This is a genomic window from Acidimicrobiales bacterium (genome assembly GCA_041394265.1).
GTDB lineage: Bacteria > Actinomycetota > Acidimicrobiia > Acidimicrobiales > SZUA-35 > JBBQUN01.
Genome location: JAWKIO010000005.1, coordinates 327,025 through 344,788, shown reverse-complemented (window position 1 = coordinate 344,788; position 17,764 = coordinate 327,025). Strand labels below are relative to the sequence as shown.

The 17,764-nt window shown below is 62.7% G+C and carries 20 protein-coding genes; 9 read left to right on the top strand and 11 right to left on the bottom strand.

Annotation, left to right across the window (positions count from 1 at the left end):
• Positions 1 to 56: 56 nt before the first annotated feature.
• Positions 57 to 1,613 (top strand): CopD family protein, encoded by a 1,557-nt coding sequence (locus tag R2733_01750; GenBank protein MEZ5375205.1) that lies wholly within the window; start codon positions 57 to 59, stop codon positions 1,611 to 1,613.
• A 20-nt stretch (positions 1,614 to 1,633) separates the two neighbouring features.
• Here the strand turns inward: R2733_01750 and R2733_01745 are convergent, their stop codons facing one another.
• Positions 1,634 to 2,395 (bottom strand): alpha/beta fold hydrolase, encoded by a 762-nt coding sequence (locus R2733_01745; GenBank protein MEZ5375204.1) that lies wholly within the window; start codon positions 2,393 to 2,395, stop codon positions 1,634 to 1,636.
• A 368-nt stretch (positions 2,396 to 2,763) separates the two neighbouring features.
• Here R2733_01745 and rfbF point away from each other — a divergent pair, with 368 nt between their 5' ends.
• The 6 genes from rfbF to R2733_01715 all read left to right on the top strand — a co-directional run bounded on the left by rfbF (position 2,764) and on the right by R2733_01715 (position 9,338).
• Positions 2,764 to 3,585, top strand: coding sequence for a glucose-1-phosphate cytidylyltransferase (gene rfbF / locus R2733_01740; GenBank protein MEZ5375203.1), 822 nt, complete (start codon positions 2,764 to 2,766; stop codon positions 3,583 to 3,585).
• Positions 3,582 to 4,889 carry a class I SAM-dependent methyltransferase gene (locus R2733_01735; GenBank protein ID MEZ5375202.1) on the top strand — a complete coding sequence of 436 codons (1,308 nt, stop codon included), beginning with the start codon at positions 3,582 to 3,584 and terminating at the stop codon, positions 4,887 to 4,889. The genes rfbF and R2733_01735 overlap by 4 nt, the downstream gene beginning before the upstream one ends.
• A gap of 28 nt (positions 4,890 to 4,917) precedes the next feature.
• Positions 4,918 to 6,261: a hypothetical protein gene (locus R2733_01730; GenBank protein MEZ5375201.1), complete on the top strand. Its 1,344-nt coding sequence runs from the start codon at positions 4,918 to 4,920 to the stop codon at positions 6,259 to 6,261.
• Between the two features lie 72 nt (positions 6,262 to 6,333).
• The gene (locus R2733_01725) at positions 6,334 to 7,938 is read left to right on the top strand and encodes a CopD family protein (protein ID MEZ5375200.1); all 1,605 of its coding nucleotides are present in this window, start codon (positions 6,334 to 6,336) and stop codon (positions 7,936 to 7,938) included.
• Between the two features lie 135 nt (positions 7,939 to 8,073).
• Complete coding sequence (locus R2733_01720) at positions 8,074 to 8,421, top strand: BlaI/MecI/CopY family transcriptional regulator (GenBank protein MEZ5375199.1); 348 nt, start codon at positions 8,074 to 8,076, stop codon at positions 8,419 to 8,421.
• Positions 8,418 to 9,338 (top strand): M56 family metallopeptidase, encoded by a 921-nt coding sequence (locus tag R2733_01715; GenBank protein MEZ5375198.1) that lies wholly within the window; start codon positions 8,418 to 8,420, stop codon positions 9,336 to 9,338. The genes R2733_01720 and R2733_01715 overlap by 4 nt, the downstream gene beginning before the upstream one ends.
• A gap of 24 nt (positions 9,339 to 9,362) precedes the next feature.
• On the opposite strand, the gene R2733_01710 is transcribed toward R2733_01715, so the two are convergent.
• A complete protein-coding gene (locus R2733_01710) occupies positions 9,363 to 10,064 on the bottom strand; it encodes a hypothetical protein (GenBank protein MEZ5375197.1) in 702 nt (233 codons plus the stop codon).
• A gap of 233 nt (positions 10,065 to 10,297) precedes the next feature.
• Positions 10,298 to 10,882 carry a DUF305 domain-containing protein gene (locus R2733_01705; protein MEZ5375196.1) on the bottom strand — a complete coding sequence of 195 codons (585 nt, stop codon included), beginning with the start codon at positions 10,880 to 10,882 and terminating at the stop codon, positions 10,298 to 10,300.
• 137 nt (positions 10,883 to 11,019) lie between these two features.
• Here R2733_01705 and R2733_01700 point away from each other — a divergent pair, with 137 nt between their 5' ends.
• Complete coding sequence (locus R2733_01700) at positions 11,020 to 11,784, top strand: ferric reductase-like transmembrane domain-containing protein (GenBank protein ID MEZ5375195.1); 765 nt, start codon at positions 11,020 to 11,022, stop codon at positions 11,782 to 11,784.
• A gap of 23 nt (positions 11,785 to 11,807) precedes the next feature.
• Here R2733_01700 and R2733_01695 read toward each other — a convergent pair whose 3' ends face one another.
• From R2733_01695 to R2733_01660, 8 genes are all read right to left on the bottom strand, one after another.
• Positions 11,808 to 12,086: a hypothetical protein gene (locus R2733_01695; GenBank protein MEZ5375194.1), complete on the bottom strand. Its 279-nt coding sequence runs from the start codon at positions 12,084 to 12,086 to the stop codon at positions 11,808 to 11,810.
• A 58-nt stretch (positions 12,087 to 12,144) separates the two neighbouring features.
• Positions 12,145 to 12,411 (bottom strand): hypothetical protein, encoded by a 267-nt coding sequence (locus R2733_01690; GenBank protein ID MEZ5375193.1) that lies wholly within the window; start codon positions 12,409 to 12,411, stop codon positions 12,145 to 12,147.
• A gap of 144 nt (positions 12,412 to 12,555) precedes the next feature.
• Positions 12,556 to 14,025 (bottom strand): multicopper oxidase family protein, encoded by a 1,470-nt coding sequence (locus R2733_01685; protein MEZ5375192.1) that lies wholly within the window; start codon positions 14,023 to 14,025, stop codon positions 12,556 to 12,558.
• Positions 14,022 to 14,432, bottom strand: coding sequence for a cytochrome c (locus R2733_01680; GenBank protein MEZ5375191.1), 411 nt, complete (start codon positions 14,430 to 14,432; stop codon positions 14,022 to 14,024). Before R2733_01680 ends, R2733_01685 begins: the two co-directional genes overlap by 4 nt.
• 162 nt (positions 14,433 to 14,594) lie before the next feature.
• Positions 14,595 to 15,083, bottom strand: a complete 489-nt coding sequence (locus R2733_01675; GenBank protein ID MEZ5375190.1) for a hypothetical protein — start codon at positions 15,081 to 15,083, stop codon at positions 14,595 to 14,597.
• Entirely contained in the window at positions 15,070 to 15,510 is a 441-nt protein-coding gene (locus R2733_01670; GenBank protein ID MEZ5375189.1) for a MarR family transcriptional regulator, read from the bottom strand. Before R2733_01670 ends, R2733_01675 begins: the two co-directional genes overlap by 14 nt.
• Positions 15,511 to 15,630: 120 nt before the next feature.
• Positions 15,631 to 16,419: a cation transporter gene (locus R2733_01665; GenBank protein MEZ5375188.1), complete on the bottom strand. Its 789-nt coding sequence runs from the start codon at positions 16,417 to 16,419 to the stop codon at positions 15,631 to 15,633.
• A gap of 7 nt (positions 16,420 to 16,426) precedes the next feature.
• Positions 16,427 to 16,771, bottom strand: coding sequence for a metalloregulator ArsR/SmtB family transcription factor (locus tag R2733_01660; protein ID MEZ5375187.1), 345 nt, complete (start codon positions 16,769 to 16,771; stop codon positions 16,427 to 16,429).
• A gap of 360 nt (positions 16,772 to 17,131) precedes the next feature.
• On the opposite strand from R2733_01660, the gene R2733_01655 reads away from it, so the two are divergent.
• Entirely contained in the window at positions 17,132 to 17,755 is a 624-nt protein-coding gene (locus tag R2733_01655; protein ID MEZ5375186.1) for a type II CAAX endopeptidase family protein, read from the top strand.
• Positions 17,756 to 17,764 lie beyond the last annotated feature (9 nt).

The window sequence follows — 17,764 nt, the reverse complement described above, 5'->3', positions numbered from 1 at the left end:
TCGTCGACTTCGAGGTGTCCATGTTCAGAATTCGTCGCTTGGTAGTGGTTTGTGTCGTGGTCATCCTGACGGTTGTTCTCACGGCGCTACCGGCTTCGGCGCATACGGGATTCGAGTCGTCGGATCCTGCCGATGGCGCCACCGTCGATGGTTCGCTCGATCGAATCTCGATCACCTTCACCGGCGACTCAGAGGAGACAGGAGACGGCTTTCAAGTCCTCGACGCCAGCGGCGTCGTTCGACTCCCGACGGCGGTGACCACCGACGATACGAGGACCTTCGTGTTGACGTTCGATCCACCGCTCGCAGCGGGCGCGACCGCAGTGCGCTGGATGGTCAGGGCTGGCGACGCTCACCCCGTCGATGGAAGCTTCAGCTTTACGATTGCCGGAGGAGCGCCCGCAATCGATGGGGCCGGTGACGCTGCGATGGCCGGCGGTTTGGTCGACGGACAAACCCCTGCAACGGCAGTGGGCGAGCCTGGAGCTGCGATGGTGGGCATGGAAGCTGGCAGTTCCACGCCGATGGACATGTCGGAGTTCATGACCTCGACGCAGGGCTCGACCGAAGGTGCTCAGAAGGCGGCAGCTGTCGCCCGGATCCTCGGGCTGGGCGGGACAATGATCGGGCTCGGCGCCCTCGTGTTTGCAGCCACCGTTCTGCGTGGGGCAAGGCGAGACATTCGTTATGTCCTGTTCTGGGTTCGCCGTAGCGGAGTGATCGTCGTTGCGGCAGCTCTCGCCGAGTTGGTCGCCCAAGTCGCGCTCGAGAACGGTGGCAGCTGGGCAGCGCTCTTCTCGCCATCAGCATTGTGGTCGGTGGTGTACGGATCCACCGGCATCGCCATCGGCCTCCGGGTGACCGGCGGCGTCGTGCTGACCTCGGGCGCCCAACTGTTCACCGTCGTTGCCGACGAGGTGCTCGATCCCGTCGTTGCGCTGCGCGAGTTGGTCGGTGTCGGTGCTCATGCCGCACCAGAGCAGGGAATCCGGGATTCGAGAGGGATGGGCGAGATGGCGCCACCATCGTCTCATGAACACTTTGTCCGCCACGGCGACGAGGCCTGGGATGCCTCGTCGGACTCGGCCGGTGCCTTCATTGGAGCAGCCCTGCTGATCGTGTCGTACCTCTTCGACGGGCACACCGTGTCAAAGGGAGATCGACTGCTTACCGGTCTGATCGACGTGGTCCACGTTGCGGCCGGAGCGGTGTGGGCCGGCGGCGTCATCATGTTGGTCGCAGTGCTCTGGCGACGTCACCTGCGAGGTGACGACATGCGTGCTCTGCAACTGGCCGTTCGATTCTCGGTCGTTGCGAGCGTCGCACTGGTCGCCGTCGCCGTCGCTGGAACCGCACTCGCGGTCATCGTGCTCGACAGTCCATCGGAGCTCTGGTCGACGCCGTGGGGTCGACTTCTGATGGCCAAGCTGGTCGTCGTCGGTGTCGCTGCGGCGGGGGGCGGATACAACCACCAGGTCGTCATCCCAGAGATGAACGAGGTGGGCGACAGCGACGCCCTTGCGAGCCATTTTCGGACCGTCGTTTCGATTGAGGCGGCGGCCCTGCTGCTCGTGATCGTCATTACGGCCTTCCTCGTGGGTGCCGCCTCCTGACGGAGCCAGGTGGGCAGTCCTCACATCGACCTCTTCTCGACGAGGTGGCCGACACAGACCGCTGGATGTGAGAGCGGTAGATGATGGTCGACGCCCGGCACCGTGGTGATCGTGGCGTTGCGGCACGACGTGAGAATCTCCCGAGCTGCGCGACGATCACCGACGTGGTCTTCGGTGCCCCACACAAGGCTGATCTCGACGCCGCGCTCATCGAGCTCGAGGATCAGCTCGCGCCATGGGGTCTCGATGACGAGTTCACGCATGGCATCTCGATACGCCGGCCAGGTGTGAAGGCTGGCTGCTCTCGCCACTGCGACGGGCAGGCGCGGCTCGGCGAGTGAACTCATCCAACCTGCGGCGGCGCGGTGACGACAGCTGATGGCGCACGCCTGTTCGGCGAGCCCGTCATCGAGGGCAAAAAGGCGTGCCATCGAACTGCCCCCGATCTGTCGTCGGGCTTGGACCGGTGACTGGTGAATCGGGGCACCCCAGCAAACGATCCGATCGACCCGCTCGGCATGTCGTGTGGCCCAGTGCAGCGCCAACGACGATCCCATCGAGTGGGCGCCAATCGTCCACCGGTGGTCGAACAGCCCGTGCTGATCGGCAAGGTCGTCGAGCGCGTCGAGGTGATCGGCCAGCGAGAAGGCGTCACGAGTGGAGTCCATCGATCGCCCGAATCCCAACAGGTCGGGGACGACGAGCTGATGGGTTTCGGCCAGCGTGTCGAACGTTGAGCCGAAAATGTCACCGGTCGACACCAGCCCATGGAGGAGCACCATGGCACTGCCTCCTCCGCCAGACCGTGCATAGAGCGAGTGAGTCGAACTGGGACCGAGGGTCGGCGGTGCCCACGCCCTCACCGATTTCGAACGCAGATGTGCTTGAAACCAACCGGCAACGAACGCCCCGACGACGAGGCTGCCCGGTCCGACCGGACGCTGACCAAAGGTTGCCATGGGTCGGATACTACATTGTGTCGTTCAACTCTCGTTGGGATCATTGGAAGCGCTTGGGTCAAACGAACCAAAAGGCCTATCCGACCTATCAAGCTACGACATTCTGTAGTAATTTGAATCGAGCGGGCCAGGTGGTGCTGATGTCAAGTCATCGGCAGGCCTTCTCGAACTGTGACTACGGAGGTCAGTAAATGAAGACTGTGATCCTGGCGGGTGGCGTTGGAAGTCGCCTCGCGGAAGAGACCGCATCGAGGCCGAAGCCGATGGTGGAGATTGGTGATCGGCCGATCATGTGGCACATCATGAAGCACTTCGCTCACTACGGGCATCAGGACTTCGTGCTTGCGCTCGGCTACATGGGTCACTCCATCAAGCGCTACTTCTCGGAGTACTCCCACTTGGAATCCGATCTCACCGTCGACTTGGGTCGTGGTGAGGTGACGCGTCACGAGCCGTCGCTCGAAGAGGCCTGGCGGATTGCGATGATCGATACCGGTCTCGACACCCAAACCGGTGGACGTCTCAAACGGCTTGCTTCTCACATCGACGGCACGTTCATGGTCACCTACGGCGACGGGGTGAGCAATGTGGATCTGGATGCCTTGCTCGCCTTCCATCGGCAGAGTGGCCGTCTGGCAACGCTCACCGCTGTTCGGCCACCTGCTCGGTTCGGCCGGATCGAATTCGATGGCGACGTCGTCACTGCATTCAACGAGAAGCCCCAGATGGGGGAGGGGTGGATCAACGGTGGCTTCTTCGTCTTGGAGCCCAAGGTCCTCGATTACATCGATGGCGATGACATCGACTTCTCCCGTGAGCCGCTCCAGCGCCTCGCGGCGGAGGGCCAACTGTCGGCCTACCGGCATGGCGACTTCTGGCAGTGCATGGACACGCTCCGCGACAAGATCTTCCTCGAATCGCTCTGGGATGCCGGCAACGCACCGTGGATCCGATGTGATCCGACCCAACACGTGGATCGCACCGGCGAATACGTCATGGAGCAGTGCGCATGAGCGCAACCGCCAACCCCATCGCTCCACCCACGACCTCGGGTGGGTCCGACCGATCGACGGCGTCGAGTTCGCTGTCGGCGTTCACCTGCCGTTTTTGCAGCAGATCGCTGCGCCACAAGGTCGTTGACCTTGGTTCGGCTCCGCTCTCCCAGAGCTTCCTGTCGCCAGATCAACTCGACTCGATGGAGCCGTTCTATCCGCTCAACGTCTGGGTCTGCGACAGCTGCTATCTCGTGCAACTCAACGAGTATGTGAGCGCCAACGAGATCTTCGAGGAATACGCGTACTATTCGTCGTTCTCCGACGCCTGGCTGCGTCATGCTGCCGACTACGTCGCCATGATCACCGATCGGCTTCAGCTCGATTCGTCATCATCGGTGGTCGAGCTGGCGAGCAATGATGGTTACTTGCTCAAGAACTTCGTCGATGCCGGCATCCCGTGCCTCGGTATCGAACCGGCTGCGAACGTGGCCGTTGCAGCGGTCGAGCTCGGGGTTCCGACCGACGTGTCGTTCTTCGGCTCGGCCAAGGCAGCGGAGCTGCGCGAGGGCGGGCTGAGCGCCGACCTGGTTCTCGGCAACAACGTGCTGGCTCAAATTCCCGATCTCAACGACTTCGTTTCGGGGATCACCACGATCCTGGCGCCGCAGGGCACCATCACGATCGAATTCCCCCACGTGCTTCAGCTCATCGAGCAGAACCAGTTCGACACGATCTATCACGAACACTTCTGCTACTTCTCGCTCAAATCAGCGGAAGCGATCTTCGCCGCTCACGGCCTCACGATCTTCGACGTCGAAGAGCTGTGGACCCACGGGGGATCACTGCGCATCTACGCCCGTCACACCACCGGCGACGACCGGCCAGTAACTGGCGCTGTCCACCAACTGCGTGCGAGGGAGCAAGCAGCGGGTCTCGATGACCTCACCACGTACACGAGGTTCGAGAAACAGGTACGCGAAACCAAGCGCCAACTCCTCGAGGTCCTCATCGAGGCCAAACGCGAAGGAAAACGAATTGCTGCCTACGGGGCTCCCGCGAAAGGCAACACACTCCTCAACTACTGCGGCATCCGTGAGGACTTCATCGACTTCGCAGTGGACCGCAACCCGTACAAGATCGGCAGGTTCCTTCCGGGAACCAGGATCCCAGTCCACCATCCGCAGCGACTCGATGACGAGCAACCCGATCTCGTGCTGATCCTGCCGTGGAACCTGACTGACGAAATCGTCGAGCAGCTGTCTCATATTCGGGCCTGGGGCGGGCAATTCATCGTCCCCATCCCAGCAGCACAGGTGATCTGAGCATCATGGACAACGAAACGAGGACCGCGTGATCATCGTCGACACAGCATTGCGGCAGCGAGAAGCGACCGGAGACCCGATCGGCGTTGCGCTCAGTGGCGCCGGCTTTGCGGCTCAGGGTCTCGTCATGCAACTCCTCGGGCCTGCGAGCGTCGGGATGCGGCTTCGCATCATCGCCAACCGCACCATCGAGACCATCCACACGCTGCTGGACAACCTCGACGTCAACGACTTCGTCGAGGTCCGGACCATCGACGAACTCGAAGCGGCAATCGCCTCCGAGACGCTGGCGATCACCGACGACGTCGGTCTCGCTGCACTCGCACCAGACGCCGAAGTCTTCGTCGAGGCAACCGGGACGGTCGAATACGGTGCGTCGGCCGTGCTGCTGGCGATTGCTTCGAGGAAACACGTTGTGCTCCTCAACGCTGAACTCGACGCCACGCTCGGCCCGATCCTCAAGGTGCTGGCGGACCGCGCCGGGGTTGTCCTGACCGACGTCGACGGGGACCAGCCAGGGGTCCTCATGAACCTCAAACGGCAGGTCGAGAGCTGGGGATTCCGCCCGCTCCTGCTCGGCAACATCAAGTCGTTGCTCGACCACCAGCGCAACCCCGACACACAGGTGGAGTTCGCCCGACGAGTGTGGCAGCGACCTCAGACGGTTGCCGGCTTTGCCGATGGATCGAAGATCGCGTTCGAAATGGCGACGCTGGCGAACGGAACGGGCATGGGTGTCTTGCAGCGCGGGATGCTTGGCCCAGAGGTGCGAGCTGAGGTGGGGGAGGCGCATCGGGCGTTCGACGCCGAGCAGCTCATCGCAGGCGAGGGCTATGTGGACTACGTGCTCGGGGCGGAACCGAGCTTCGGCGTCTTCATCATCGGCCACTCGGAGGAACTCTGGCGGCGGCGGTACATGGAGGTCTACAAGATGGGCCCCGGCCCGCTCTACACCTTCTACGCGCCTTATCACCTCGGCCCGCTCGAAACGCCTCTGACGATCGCCCGAGTTGCGCTGTTCGGTGACGCAACACTGACGCCGGTCGGTGATCCGGTGGTGGGTGTCATCGCCGTTGCCAAGCGTGACCTCGAAGTCGGTGATGTCTTGGACGGAATCGGTGGATTCTGTGCCTACGGCCTCGCCGACAACGTGGCCGACTCGATCGGCCTTCTCCCAATGGGCTTGAGTTCTGACTGTCGTGTGCTCCAACGGGTTCCCAAGGGCGAACCGATCAGCTTCTCCGCTGTCCGCCGGCCCCGCCAATCAGTGGCCTGGGACCTCTGGGACGAACAACGCCAGATGGCCGAGGATCGCACTATTGGGTCACTCGACCCCTTCAACTACGACACGATGTCGGATATCATCGATTGATGCGAGCGACGCTCGCAGTCGAATCGAGGGTTGTAAGTGGTTGGAAGACTTGGAGCGGCACTCGCCGCCGTCATGATATTCGTGTTGCTCGGATCGGTCGCTCCGGCTGGCGCACACACAGGGTTCGAATCATCAGACCCGGCCGACGGTGACGTTGTCGAAGGTCCCCTGTCGGAACTGGTCATCTCTTTCACCGGTGACTCCGAGGAGACCGGTGATGGTTTCCAAGTACTCGACGGCGACGGAAACGTCAGGATCCCTGCGAGTGTGTCAACTGACGACACCCGCACATTCATCCTCATGTTCGATCCACCACTCGCGGCCGGGCAGATTGGTGTCCGCTGGTCAGTGAAAGCTCCGGATCTCCATCCGATCGAAGGGTCCTACGCCTTCGAACTCCTGCCATCCGCCGCCCCGGCCGTAGCCGAGCAACCCCCAGTCGACGATGGAAGTGAGACCGAGGCGGCAGCGCCGTCAACGCAAGACAGCGCTGTCGGTGACCTCGCATCGGCTTCAGAGGAAGCGGCCACCGCCCCGAATGCAGAGCGCGGCCAAGAACCAGCAAGCGAAGCGGCACTGGCGGCACCGCAAGCAGCGGTGGAGCTCGACGAGTTCCTGATCAGCGACGCCGCGTCCGAATCGGGAGCTGATCGCCTCATGACCCTCGGGCGTTCACTCAGCATCGGCGGAACAATCATCGGCGTCGGAGCGCTCGTGTTCGCCGTCGCTGTTCTGCGGGGCGCGAGGCGAGACATCTGGTACGTGCTGCGCTGGGTTCGGCGCAGCGGATGGGTCGTCGCCATCGGCGGACTGCTGGCGTTCGGTGGCCGAGTTCTCGTCAACAGCGGCGATGGCTGGGCATCACTCCTCTCATGGTCCGAGCTCTGGCCGGTTCTCACGAGCGTCGCCGGTGCAGCGCTCGCACTTCGCCTCGTTGGTGGCACGTTGCTCGCAACAGGCGTGCGCTCGTTCTTCGTCGAAGCGCACCGTGTCAGCGATCCGGTCGTGGCGCTGAAGGAGTTCGCGGGTGTCGGCGCCACCAGCGGGTCGATGCCATCAGCGGAGAACCGAGCGAGCGGCCCGCCAGCTGCTGGCAGCCATTCGGACTTCGTCCGAGATGGCGATGAAGCGTGGGATGTATCGAAGGAATCGGCGGGAGCGTTCGTCGGGGCCGCGTTGGTCAGCTTGTCGTTTCTCTTCGACGGCCACACCGTCTCGCGGGGCAACCGTTTCTTCACAGGGATCACCGACATGGTCCACCTCCTTGCCGGGTCGATTTGGGCTGGTGGTGCCATCATGTTAATGGTCGTCCTCTGGCGACGTCATCGTGGCGGTCACCCTCACCGAGCGCTCCAGTTGGGCCTGCGGTTCTCCGTCATCGCGTCGGTGTCGCTTGTGGCCGTCGGTGTCAGCGGTGTTGCTCTCGCTGTCATCGTGTTGGATTCGGTCAGCGAGCTGTGGACCACACCGTGGGGGCAGCTGCTCGTAGCCAAGCTCGCCATCGTCGCCGTCGCCGCTGCCTGTGGCGGCTACAACCACAGAGTGGTGATTCCTGCGCTCGACGCCGATCATTCGGATCGAAACGGGGCCCGGCTGCGAGCGATCGTCACGGTCGAGGCCATTGCGCTGGCAGCAGTGATCGTGGTCACTGCGATACTCGTTGGCGCTGCCTCATGAGGGCGTCCGGTGGACAGGCATGCGGTACGGTCCGACGAGGCCATGATCCGATCAGCCCACCGCGACCTGAAGTTGCTCACGACGCGACCGCAATGAGCCGGGTAGATTTTGACCTATGAGAACGGAGAAAAGCTGATGGCACCGAAGCGAGCCATGGGTGCACTCGAAGATCTGGTGATGGAGTTCGTTTGGGGTAGCGCCGAGCCGGTCACGCCGGCCGACGTGCACCAGGCGGTCGCACCCGAACTGGCGTACACCACCGTGATGACCATCCTCACCCGACTCTGGCAGAAGGACCTCCTCGATCGAGAACGCCAGGGCCGTGCCTACTGCTACTCGGCTGTTCAATCTGAAGCAGCGCACCGCGCCGCCCAGATGCAAGACACCCTCGAGGTTTCCGGCGATCGCATGGCCGTCCTGAGTTCGTTCGTCGAGACACTCGGATCGGCCGACGCCAAGGCACTGAAAAAGCTCCTGAAATGAGTCTTGTCGCAACCCTCGTCATGCTGCTGCCCGCGCTCGTCGGTATCTCCCTCGGTGTCATCGCTGGGCACGCACCCTTGACGATGCGACCAGCCTTCGCTCTGCGCGCCCTCACGGCTGTTGCTGCCGTTGCCGCCTTCAGCGCATTGAGTGCCGTCGGGATGCTGTCGGCCGGTCTGCTCGCTCGCACGGCCTTCATCGAACAGCTCGTGGCCTGGTGCCCAGCAATCCCACTTCATGACCAGATCAGCTACGCCATCGGCCTTCCCGCCGTTGCTGCACTCGGTGCTATCGCGTATCGCGTGTACCGGGTGTTCAGCCTCCGCCGCTGGGCGGTGGCTGGCACAAAGGGGCGCCGCTTGCTGGTGCTCGAGACGCCCGAACCCATCGCGTATGCAGCACCTGGGCGCCCGGGCTGTGTGGTGGTCTCAAAAGGCATTCTCCAACTGCTGAGGCCGGAAGAGCGTCGGGTGCTCTTCGCTCATGAGCGGGCCCACCTCGACCAGCACCACGACCGGCACCTTGCCGTCGCAGCGATTGCTGTCGCCGCGGTTCCTCTGCTCGCTCCGTTGGCGACCCAGATCCGTCTCGCAACCGAACGCTGCGCCGACGAGGCTGCCGTCAAGGCGGTCGGCGGCGACCGGGAACTCGTTGCAACTGCCATCGCCCGAGCGGCAGTCTCGCTGTCGGAATACTCCGACAGCCAGGATGATGTCGACCAGTTGGCCTCGACTGCTCACTTCAAGGGGGGAGCATCCGTCCAGCGGGTTGCAGCTCTCATCGGAGCACCTGCCTCGCCAGCGTCTCTCCTCTTCGGAGCTGCGGTTGCGGTGGCCATTCTCGGCATCGTCAGTACCGCTGCCTCAGTGCAGGTACTTCATCTCGCAGAGTTCGTCGGCCACATCTGCAACTTCTGATGGCTGAGCTCGAGCGCTGACCGTTCAGTCGTCGGCGGGCGGTGCAGCGTAGAGGGTGGTGAAGGGGCCGTCGGCATCGGGTGCAAAGACCACGATGCCGCCCTCCAGCGCAACCCACACGAGGTTCTCGCCAACAAGCAATGCTTCGGGCTTGCCGCTGACCACGGCACGATTTGTCCAGGGGCCGGCGGGTGACGACGCGGTCAGAAGGGTGCCCTCCGGTCGGATGCCTACGATGCCTGCTCCGGTCCATTGAAGGAGCGCAACGGGCGGAGCATCTTCCACAAGACTCCAGTTCGCTCCGCCATCGATGCTCTCCTGCAACTCATCAGCGTAGGTGGTGCCAAGGAGGTGAAGGGGCGTTGTCGGGTTCACGACCAGGTCTCGTAGCTCGAGTTCCGCGAGCGTGTCCCAATCGATCCCGTTCGGGCTCGACATGATCGAACCCGAGGACTCCGCAGCGATGTAGCCGCCTTCGGTCAGTGGGACGATCGCGTGGAAGTCCGCCTCGCCAACCAAGTTCGATTGCTGCCAATCGACGCCGCCGTCGACGCTGCGGGCCAAGCCCATGTGAGGCGGTTTGCCATCGCGCTGCCAGTCAGGATCTCTGAGGTCCGGATGGCCGCTAGCAACCAAACTCCCATCCGCTGCAACGGCAAGAGCCATGAGGTCATGGCGACCATCGCCAACAAGCACGGCGGTGTCGCTCTCTTCGATGTTGAACAACCCGCTGTGCGTCGCGATGAGTAACCCATCCTCACCTTCGACGAGTTCATGAACGTGGCCGACGTCGTTGCTCGTTGCGATGTACCCGGTTTCGGACGAACATCCAGCAACGACTATGAGAAGGGCCAACGTCGTCAGGGTCCGGCCGGCGGCGGTTCGAGGAAAGCGCATATACTACAGAGCGTAGTCTCTGTGCGCTTGCTCGACACCACCGCCGGGTTCAGGTCATGGACTCAGTTGCTGAGTTCGAGGGCTTCCATCTCGGCGATCTCGGCCTCCTGGGCTGCGATCACGCCCTCGGCGAGAGCGCGGACCTGGGGATCCGAACCCTCGTCGATCAGTGACTTTGCCATCGTGATGGCTCCGTCGTGATGTTGGATCATCAATGAGACGAACAGGGCGTCGAAGTCGGGGCCGCTCGCGTCGGTCAGGGCGGACATGTCGTCATCGGACATCATGCCGTTCATTGCCATGCCGTCCATCTCGTCGTCCATCTCGGGCATGTCCCATGTCGCGAGCCATCCTTGCATTTGTTCGATCTCGGGATCTTGCCCCTGTTGGATGCGGCTGGCGAGGTCGAGGATCTGCGGGTTCTCGCTCCGGTCGAGCGCCAGTGTGGCCATTTCGACTGCTTGGGAGTGGTGAGGAATCATTTCCTGAGCGAATGCGACATCAGCATCATTGAAGGAAGCGTCAGTGGCGGCCTGCGCTGCTGCGGTCGTGGTTGGCGAGTCCGCTGCGCTGTCACTGGAGCCGCAGGCGGCGAGGATGAGACCAGCTGCGGCAATCGCGGCGGAAACGGGAATGGATTTGTGCACGAGGTCCTCCAAGGGCGACCAAGAGTTGTTGAAGATCGTGACACTACGACGTTCTGTCGTAGGAAAAGGTTCAGGGCGACCGATTTCTCAGACTTCTTCCCGTTGCCGTTTACGACGCACTGTCGTAAATTTCGGCGGTGCCGCAAGAGTCAGTGAAATTGCGCAACGAGAGGCGGCGACGGTTCGTTGCGCCGGCGTCAGCGGCGCGAGCGGTCAGGTCCCATCCGCAGCTGACTGCGGGAGGCGCATCGATCGTGCTGGCCGTCGGTCTTTGGCTGCTGACTGATCTGTCGAGCGAGCTGTGGCGAGACAAATCCTATGGTCGAAAGGCCGATTCACTGGTCTGGCGATCGAGTGTCGCAAGCGGGACAACTGGACTGCTGTTTCTTGCCCTCACCCTGGTGATCGGACCACTTCGGCGGTTGGCCGGACGCCGGCGGCAGCTTCACGTTCGTTGGCGGCGGGCGACCGGTGTTTGGGCCTCTCTGTGGGCCGGCGTCCACGTGGGTTTCGCCATCACGATACACAACCCGGGATGGAAGCTCTGGCAACAGTTCAGCTACGTCCGGTCCTCCGGCTTGTTATTGGTCATGTCGTTGGCGTCGTGGGCTGGCCTTGCGGCTCTACTCCTGCTGGTTCCGGTCGCGGCGACCTCGAACACCACATCGATGCGACGGCTGGGTGCTCGCCGTTGGAAGCGCACCCAGCGGCTGAGCTATGGGGCCGGCCTACTTGTTGTCGTCCACGTCGTCGGATTCCAGTTCCAGGAACAACGCGCGCTCGTGCACGTCGTAGCGACGACTTCGGTACTCGGCGCCGTCGTCATCACTCGGCTGGTTGATGTTGCCAACGCGGCCCTCGCTCGAACTGGACGAGTCGCCGCCGTCGGTCGCAACAACTGACGACAGCGGGCTTCCGTGGGTGGCTAGCCGTTTGTGAGGTTCTCGAGCCGTTCGCGGTATTCCTCGGTCGACACCTCACCGCGTGCGTAGCGTTCGGCGAGCACCTGCTGTGCTCGATCCACGGGTGTCGTCGGAGTTGGTGGTAGGGGAGCGGTCGAGCTCGTCGACCGGGCGAGCCAGACGATCAGGGCGATCGTTCCGATCATCATCAAGGTGCCCCAGACCCACATCCAGCCGGCACCCCATCCGCCCATGTGTTCGAATCCTCGGCTGTCGCCGAGGAGCATCACGGTGGTGTTCATCTTGAGTGTTCCTTTCTGACGTCTTGTGGTTGTTTGCTGAGTCGCCCGTTCGAGTCGATCAGGTATCGATGGATCGCCACGGCGGTTGGCTGGCGTCGGCTGTTGCGTGTTGGGTCGAGTCGAATTCGGTTTGCGTCGACGTCGTCTCCGACCTGCTGACCAAGAACACGATTGCCGCGAGCATTGCACCGCACAGCAACGCGCCGGCTGCAAAACCAGCGCCGATGCCGAGACCGACTCCCGGGCCGAAGCTCATTGTTGCCACAGCAACAGCGATGACTCCGATCATCCACACATGCTTGCGATGGGTCTCCAGATAGCTCATGGTGCTTCCCTTTGTTTGGTGGTTGCTTCACCAACCACGCTAGATACCCCTAGGGGGTATGGGTAGGGACCTTCGTCACCTAGTTTCGTTAGTGCGCCGAGAACCGTGCAGGGGCGCGGCCAAGCGAGAGTCGAGCATCTGGGCCTAGTCAGCAGCTGGGGTGACCGTCATGACGGTCATCATTCCGGCCTCGGCGTGTTCTTGGATGTGGCAGTGCAGTACCCAGTCGCCGACGTCGAGGGGGACCATGCCGATTTCGACCTCGTCGAGCATGTTCAAGAGCACGGTGTCCCGGAAGTACGGTTCGTCGACGGGTTCGCCATTTCGTGACAGGACTTTGAAGAACTGTCCGTGGAGGTGGATTGGGTGCATCGGATGGGTTTGGTTGGTGAGCTTGATCTTGGTGAACTCACCCTCGGTGACCTCGACGGGGGTGTGCTCGCCGAAGACCTCGCCGTTGATGGTCCACACCCATTCGCCGTCTCGATTGCTGGTCTCGAAGATGAGCTCCTGGTCGATCTCTGCTTCGGCTGCGGCCGCCCAATCGGGCACATTGTCATTGGTCGTCGGTGCGAAGGATGAATCTGCAGCAGTTTCGCCCTGCACGACGATCGTGGCCAGCGGCTGGGGTGTGCCGACGAACGTGTCGTTGACGACGTAGGTTCCGGGGGTGGCCGGCAGGGTGATGTCGACATCGGCGCGGTTGCCGGGAGCAAGGACGAGCCCAGCGGCGTCACCCACCTCGCCAACGGTCAAGCCATCTACGGCGACGAGGTTGGCTTCGAGTTTGCCGAAGTCGAGGGTGTAGGCTCGTCCGTTCGATGCGTTGATCAGCCGGAGGCGAATCCGTTCCCCGGGTTGGGCTTCGAGGGTCTCGCCGAGTGTGGCGTTGACGGTGATCACGTTGCCCCAGCGTCCGTTGTGGGTCCGGTCGGCTGCGGTGTCGAAGTCGGGGTCGAGTTGTGCGTCTTCGGTGAGGAGCCAGTCGTCGATGACCCACACCACGTCCTGTGCGTAGGTGTCGGGGTTGGCGGTGGGTGGCTCGTCGATGACGATGCTGCCGTAGAGGCCGCGTTCGAGTTGTTCGCTGCCGTTGGTGTGTGAGTGGTACCAGAAGGTTCCGGCGTCGGGTGGGGTGAACTCGTAGACGAAGGTGTCGCCCGGTTCGATGTGGGTTTGGTTGACGCCGGGGACGCCGTCCATGTCGTTGGGGACGCGGATTCCGTGCCAGTGGATGGTGGTCGATGCGGGTAGGTCGTTGCGGACGGTGATGCGGACGGTGTCGCCGAGGGCGGCCCGGAGCGCGGGTCCCGGGACGGTGCCGTTGTAGGCCCACACGTCGGTTGGCTGGTCGATGATTTCGATCGTTGCTGGGGCAGCGACCAGCTCGATGTCGATGACCTCTCCGCCGCCGACAGGCTCAGCCGGGTAGGCGCCGGCGAACTCGTCCTCGAGTTCCGACTTGAGTGACGCACCGCTTCCGGTGACTCGAACCACGAAGAAAGCGGCAACGGCCACGACCGAGGCCAGAGCGACGGCGAGGGCAATGCGCACCAACGTCTTCGACGGCGATCGCTCGTGTTGCTCGTGGGTGCTGGCGGTTGCTGAGGTCACTGTTCGAAGCCTTGCCGTTCCTGCTCGGAACGAACGAAGGCGATGACCGCCACGACCTCGTCATCGGAGAGGCCAGTGACCGGCGCCATGTCGCCGAAGGTCCAGTGATGCTGTTGCGCTCCGTTGGCAATGGCCGAGCGGAACGAGTCATCACCGTGATGGTTGGGTTCGTAGACGATGGAGAGGTGTGATGGTCCCTTGTCGGTGCCCTTCAGGTCGGCTCCGTGACACGCTGCGCACGAATTCGCATAGACCTCGGCGCCGAGCTCGTTGCCGGCGCCGCCTCCAGCGGTTTCGAACGTTGCAGCGTCAGACCCGCACGCACCGACAATCAGTGTCAGGCCGACAGCGAGACCGGCCGGGGCGAGAACTCGAAGAAGTCGATCGAAGGTTTGTCGAGGTGCCATTGTGTAGCTCCCACATGGGCCGGGGACAAGCGCTCGTAGCGCGGACGAACCGACATACTACGACAGGGGATCGTAGATGAAACACCAGGCGCCAACGGATCGATCAGCGATCCAAGGGCCCGTCGCTACTTGGGGTCGAGGCCGTGGCGCACGGCGTTGGCATCAGGCATCGTGTTCGGCATGCTCGCCATGGTCAGATGCTTGGGCTTCGAACCAGTCGTGGATGGCTTTGACCAGTTCGGGGTCATCGGTGGTGTAGATCAGTGTCGAACCGTCGTCGCCGGTCACGAGTTCGACATCGATCTCGGCATATCGAGCTTCGAGTACAGCGAGGCCCGGCATCGAGCGGCCGTGGATTGCCTCGGGGTCGGAGAAGTCGCCCGCCTGGAACTTGCCGGCCTCCTCGGCAAGGTGTTGAGCGATCATCTCGACATTGGCTGTGTCGTTGGGGTCGTCAGCGACGACCTCTTGCACACCCCCAGTGTCAGTGTCGGTGAAGATGTGCGTCGTGGCGTCGAGATCGAAGGGCATCACTTCGGCACCTGCCACCGCAACGGCTTCTTGCCGCTCGGCGAGATCGCTCGACGAGCCACACGACATTGTCAGGATCGTGCCGGACGTAACGACGAGGATTCGGCTAGCGAAGTTCATCAGCAGCTTCTCTCAGAAGGTGGAGGGATTCGAATACCTGGACGTGCTTGGCGGGGTCGATCTTGTCGAGGAGGCGCTCGAACCGTGCAAAGCGGGCAGCAAGAACCGTCGTTGCAATGTCGTGTCCCCGTTCGGTGAGGCGGACGAGTCGGACTCGCTTGTCGACCTCGTCCGGGTCAGCTTCCCTGGCTGCCCACTCCTTGCGTTCGAGCTGATCGACCAGGCGGCTGACTGAACTCGTCGTGAGGCCGAGACGGTCGGCCAATTCGCTTTGTTGGAGCGGTCCGGTGGTCGCAAGCTCGCAGACTGCGTGGGCGGTCGACACCGACATGGGTTGCCCACACGGGGTGCTGTCGGTTCGCAGGACACCGAAGGCGTGGATGAGTCCGACGAACTCCTGTGCGTGGCTAGTTCCATTCGGTGGCATGGCGGCAGCGTACGGAAAGCAGTTGTAAGTTACAACTACATCGGACGATGTTGAGGGCCAAATCGACACCAACGAGGGCGACAGTTGCTGCCGTGGCAGGCGCCGGTCCTCGATGGTTACTCAGCGACTGATGTTCAGGATGCGCCGAGCACCGTTTGCGACAACGGCAAAGATGATGCCACCGGCGAGGAGGTCGGGGACCTGAGAGTCGGTGGCGATCACACCGATCGCGGCGGCGATGACGAGGGCGTTTACCTTGATGTCGTTGGCGGTGAAGATCCAGCTTGCTTGAAGGTGTGCCTCCCCGGAACGTACGTGCTGGAGGACGATGAGCGTGACGATGTTGCCTGCGAGCGCGAGGATCGACATCACGACCATCGAGGTTGGATTGGGGAGCTCGCTGTCGGTGAGGGAGCGCCGGACGACTTCGATCAGTCCGATCGTTGCGAGCCCGAGCTGGAGGTATCCGCTGATTCGTGCCAGTTGCTTCTTCCGCGTCGCTGCGGTCCCGACTGCGGCGAGGCTGAGCGCGTACACGCTTGCGTCAGCACCCATGTCGAGAGCATCGGCGATCAGTCCCATCGACCGACTGATGAGCCCGATGGTGAGCTCGCCAACGAAGAAACCGGCATTGATCACGAGAGCGACAAGGAGTGCGTTGTGCTCGCGTCGGGTGTCTGTGGTTGGTCCAATCTCACTGGTGTCGTCGACGTAGCTGACGCCGAGGTCGAGTCGTTCGAGCGCGGCGGCAATGGTGTTGGTGTTGGTGTCGTGCTCGATGATCACATCACGTTGTTCGAGGTTGAACTCGATTCGGCGGAGACCGTCGACGTCGGAGAGTGCCATTCGGACAAGTTGTTCTTCTGCCGCGCAGTCCATCGCTGCGACGTGGAATCGGGTGATCGTCACGAGGGTGTCACGAGCTGGCCGGTCGGTAGTTCGGGCACAGGTCGATGTGGTGGCCGGTGACAGCGAGTAGTTGTTCGGCGGAGCGCAGCAGGTCGAGGACCTCGTCGTGGGCGATGCGGTAGTAGACCTCGCGGCCGGATCGGCGGTCGGCAACGAGCCCGCAGTCCTTGAGACATCGCAGATGGCCCGAGATGTTGCCCTGAGAGCCGTCGAGTGACTCCACGACGTCGCTCACTCGTCGCTCACCACTGGCGAGTAGGACCAAGATGGCCAATCGTGTTCGATCACCAAAGCCACAGAACAGCTTTGCTGCCAGGTGGATGACGTCGCTTCGATCGATCACCTCGTTCACAGTCCAATCATATCGGTGCTGGCAGATGTATCCGGCAGCACCGATGTGTTCGGCGGGCGGTGACCCCGGATGGCTCAGTGCCGTTGCCAAGTCAAACAGGTCACCGGCATCTCTGCTACTACTGTCTGTGCGATATCGTTGCTCGCTTCCTCCGTCGTTTCCCTCGGTGATGCCAACGAAACTGGACCGTTCTGTCTCCGCTCGCAACAACCATCGACTGGTGCCTGTCATGATCCAACGTTCGCCCGTCGCGTGAGATCCATCGTGCATCGAGGGGCCGGGTTTCTGCTGCCCGCATCGGCCGATCCACGGTCGTTGCAGGCCGCTGGGTGGCCGATGTGGTTGGCGTTCGCTGGATGGTTGATTGCCGTCTTGCTCGCGAGTCTTGCGTCGGGGATCGCTGTCACTGCGGGTGCAGGGAGTGATGGAATCGCAGCGCTGTTGATGGGTCAGCTTGGACTCTGGATCGGTTTCGTCGGTGCGGCGCTCGTCGCCGGTCGATTCTTCGGGTTTGGCGACATTGGTGCTGGCTTCGAGCTGGGCCTCGCGGCGGGGGACGTCGCAAAATCTGTTCTGATCGGCGTCGCCGTCCAGCTACTCGTCGTGCCGGGAATCTACTTCCCTCTGTTGGCCGCAGGCGTTGACCTCGACGTGTCGGGGCCGGCAGTCTCGCTCTTCGGTCAGGTCTCTGGTCCCGAAAAAGCCGCGATTGCTCTCGGCGTGGTGGCTATCGCTCCGATCGCCGAAGAGCTGCTGTTCCGTGGTGTTCTCCTACGAGGACTGGCAAGGCGTCTGGGCGACGGTGGCGCCGTCTTCGTGAGTGCGCTGCTGTTCGCCGGTACCCACTTTCAGTTGGTGCAGTTCCCGGGCCTGTTGGCCGTCGGTTTGACGTTGGCGTGGCTGGCCCGTCGTACCGGGGGACTCGCGTCACCGATCTGGGCGCACATCGCCTTCAATGCCACGACTGTGGCATTGCTCTGGTGATTGCCGAGG

What these genes read in the sequence shown, in the direction of transcription:
- R2733_01695 (MEZ5375194.1), bottom strand. Translation starts at nt 12,086, where the DNA reads ATGAACACCACCGTGATGCTCCTCGGCGACAGCCGAGGATTCGAACAC.
- R2733_01720 (MEZ5375199.1), top strand. Translation starts at nt 8,074, where the DNA reads ATGGCACCGAAGCGAGCCATGGGTGCACTCGAAGATCTGGTGATGGAG.
- R2733_01725 (MEZ5375200.1), top strand. Translation starts at nt 6,334, where the DNA reads ATGATATTCGTGTTGCTCGGATCGGTCGCTCCGGCTGGCGCACACACA.
- R2733_01675 (MEZ5375190.1), bottom strand. Translation starts at nt 15,083, where the DNA reads ATGAACTTCGCTAGCCGAATCCTCGTCGTTACGTCCGGCACGATCCTG.
- R2733_01680 (MEZ5375191.1), bottom strand. Translation starts at nt 14,432, where the DNA reads ATGGCACCTCGACAAACCTTCGATCGACTTCTTCGAGTTCTCGCCCCG.
- R2733_01715 (MEZ5375198.1), top strand. Translation starts at nt 8,418, where the DNA reads ATGAGTCTTGTCGCAACCCTCGTCATGCTGCTGCCCGCGCTCGTCGGT.
- R2733_01670 (MEZ5375189.1), bottom strand. Translation starts at nt 15,510, where the DNA reads ATGCCACCGAATGGAACTAGCCACGCACAGGAGTTCGTCGGACTCATC.
- R2733_01690 (MEZ5375193.1), bottom strand. Translation starts at nt 12,411, where the DNA reads ATGAGCTATCTGGAGACCCATCGCAAGCATGTGTGGATGATCGGAGTC.
- R2733_01735 (MEZ5375202.1), top strand. Translation starts at nt 3,582, where the DNA reads ATGAGCGCAACCGCCAACCCCATCGCTCCACCCACGACCTCGGGTGGG.
- R2733_01745 (MEZ5375204.1), bottom strand. Translation starts at nt 2,395, where the DNA reads ATGGTGCTCCTCCATGGGCTGGTGTCGACCGGTGACATTTTCGGCTCA.
- rfbF (MEZ5375203.1), top strand. Translation starts at nt 2,764, where the DNA reads ATGAAGACTGTGATCCTGGCGGGTGGCGTTGGAAGTCGCCTCGCGGAA.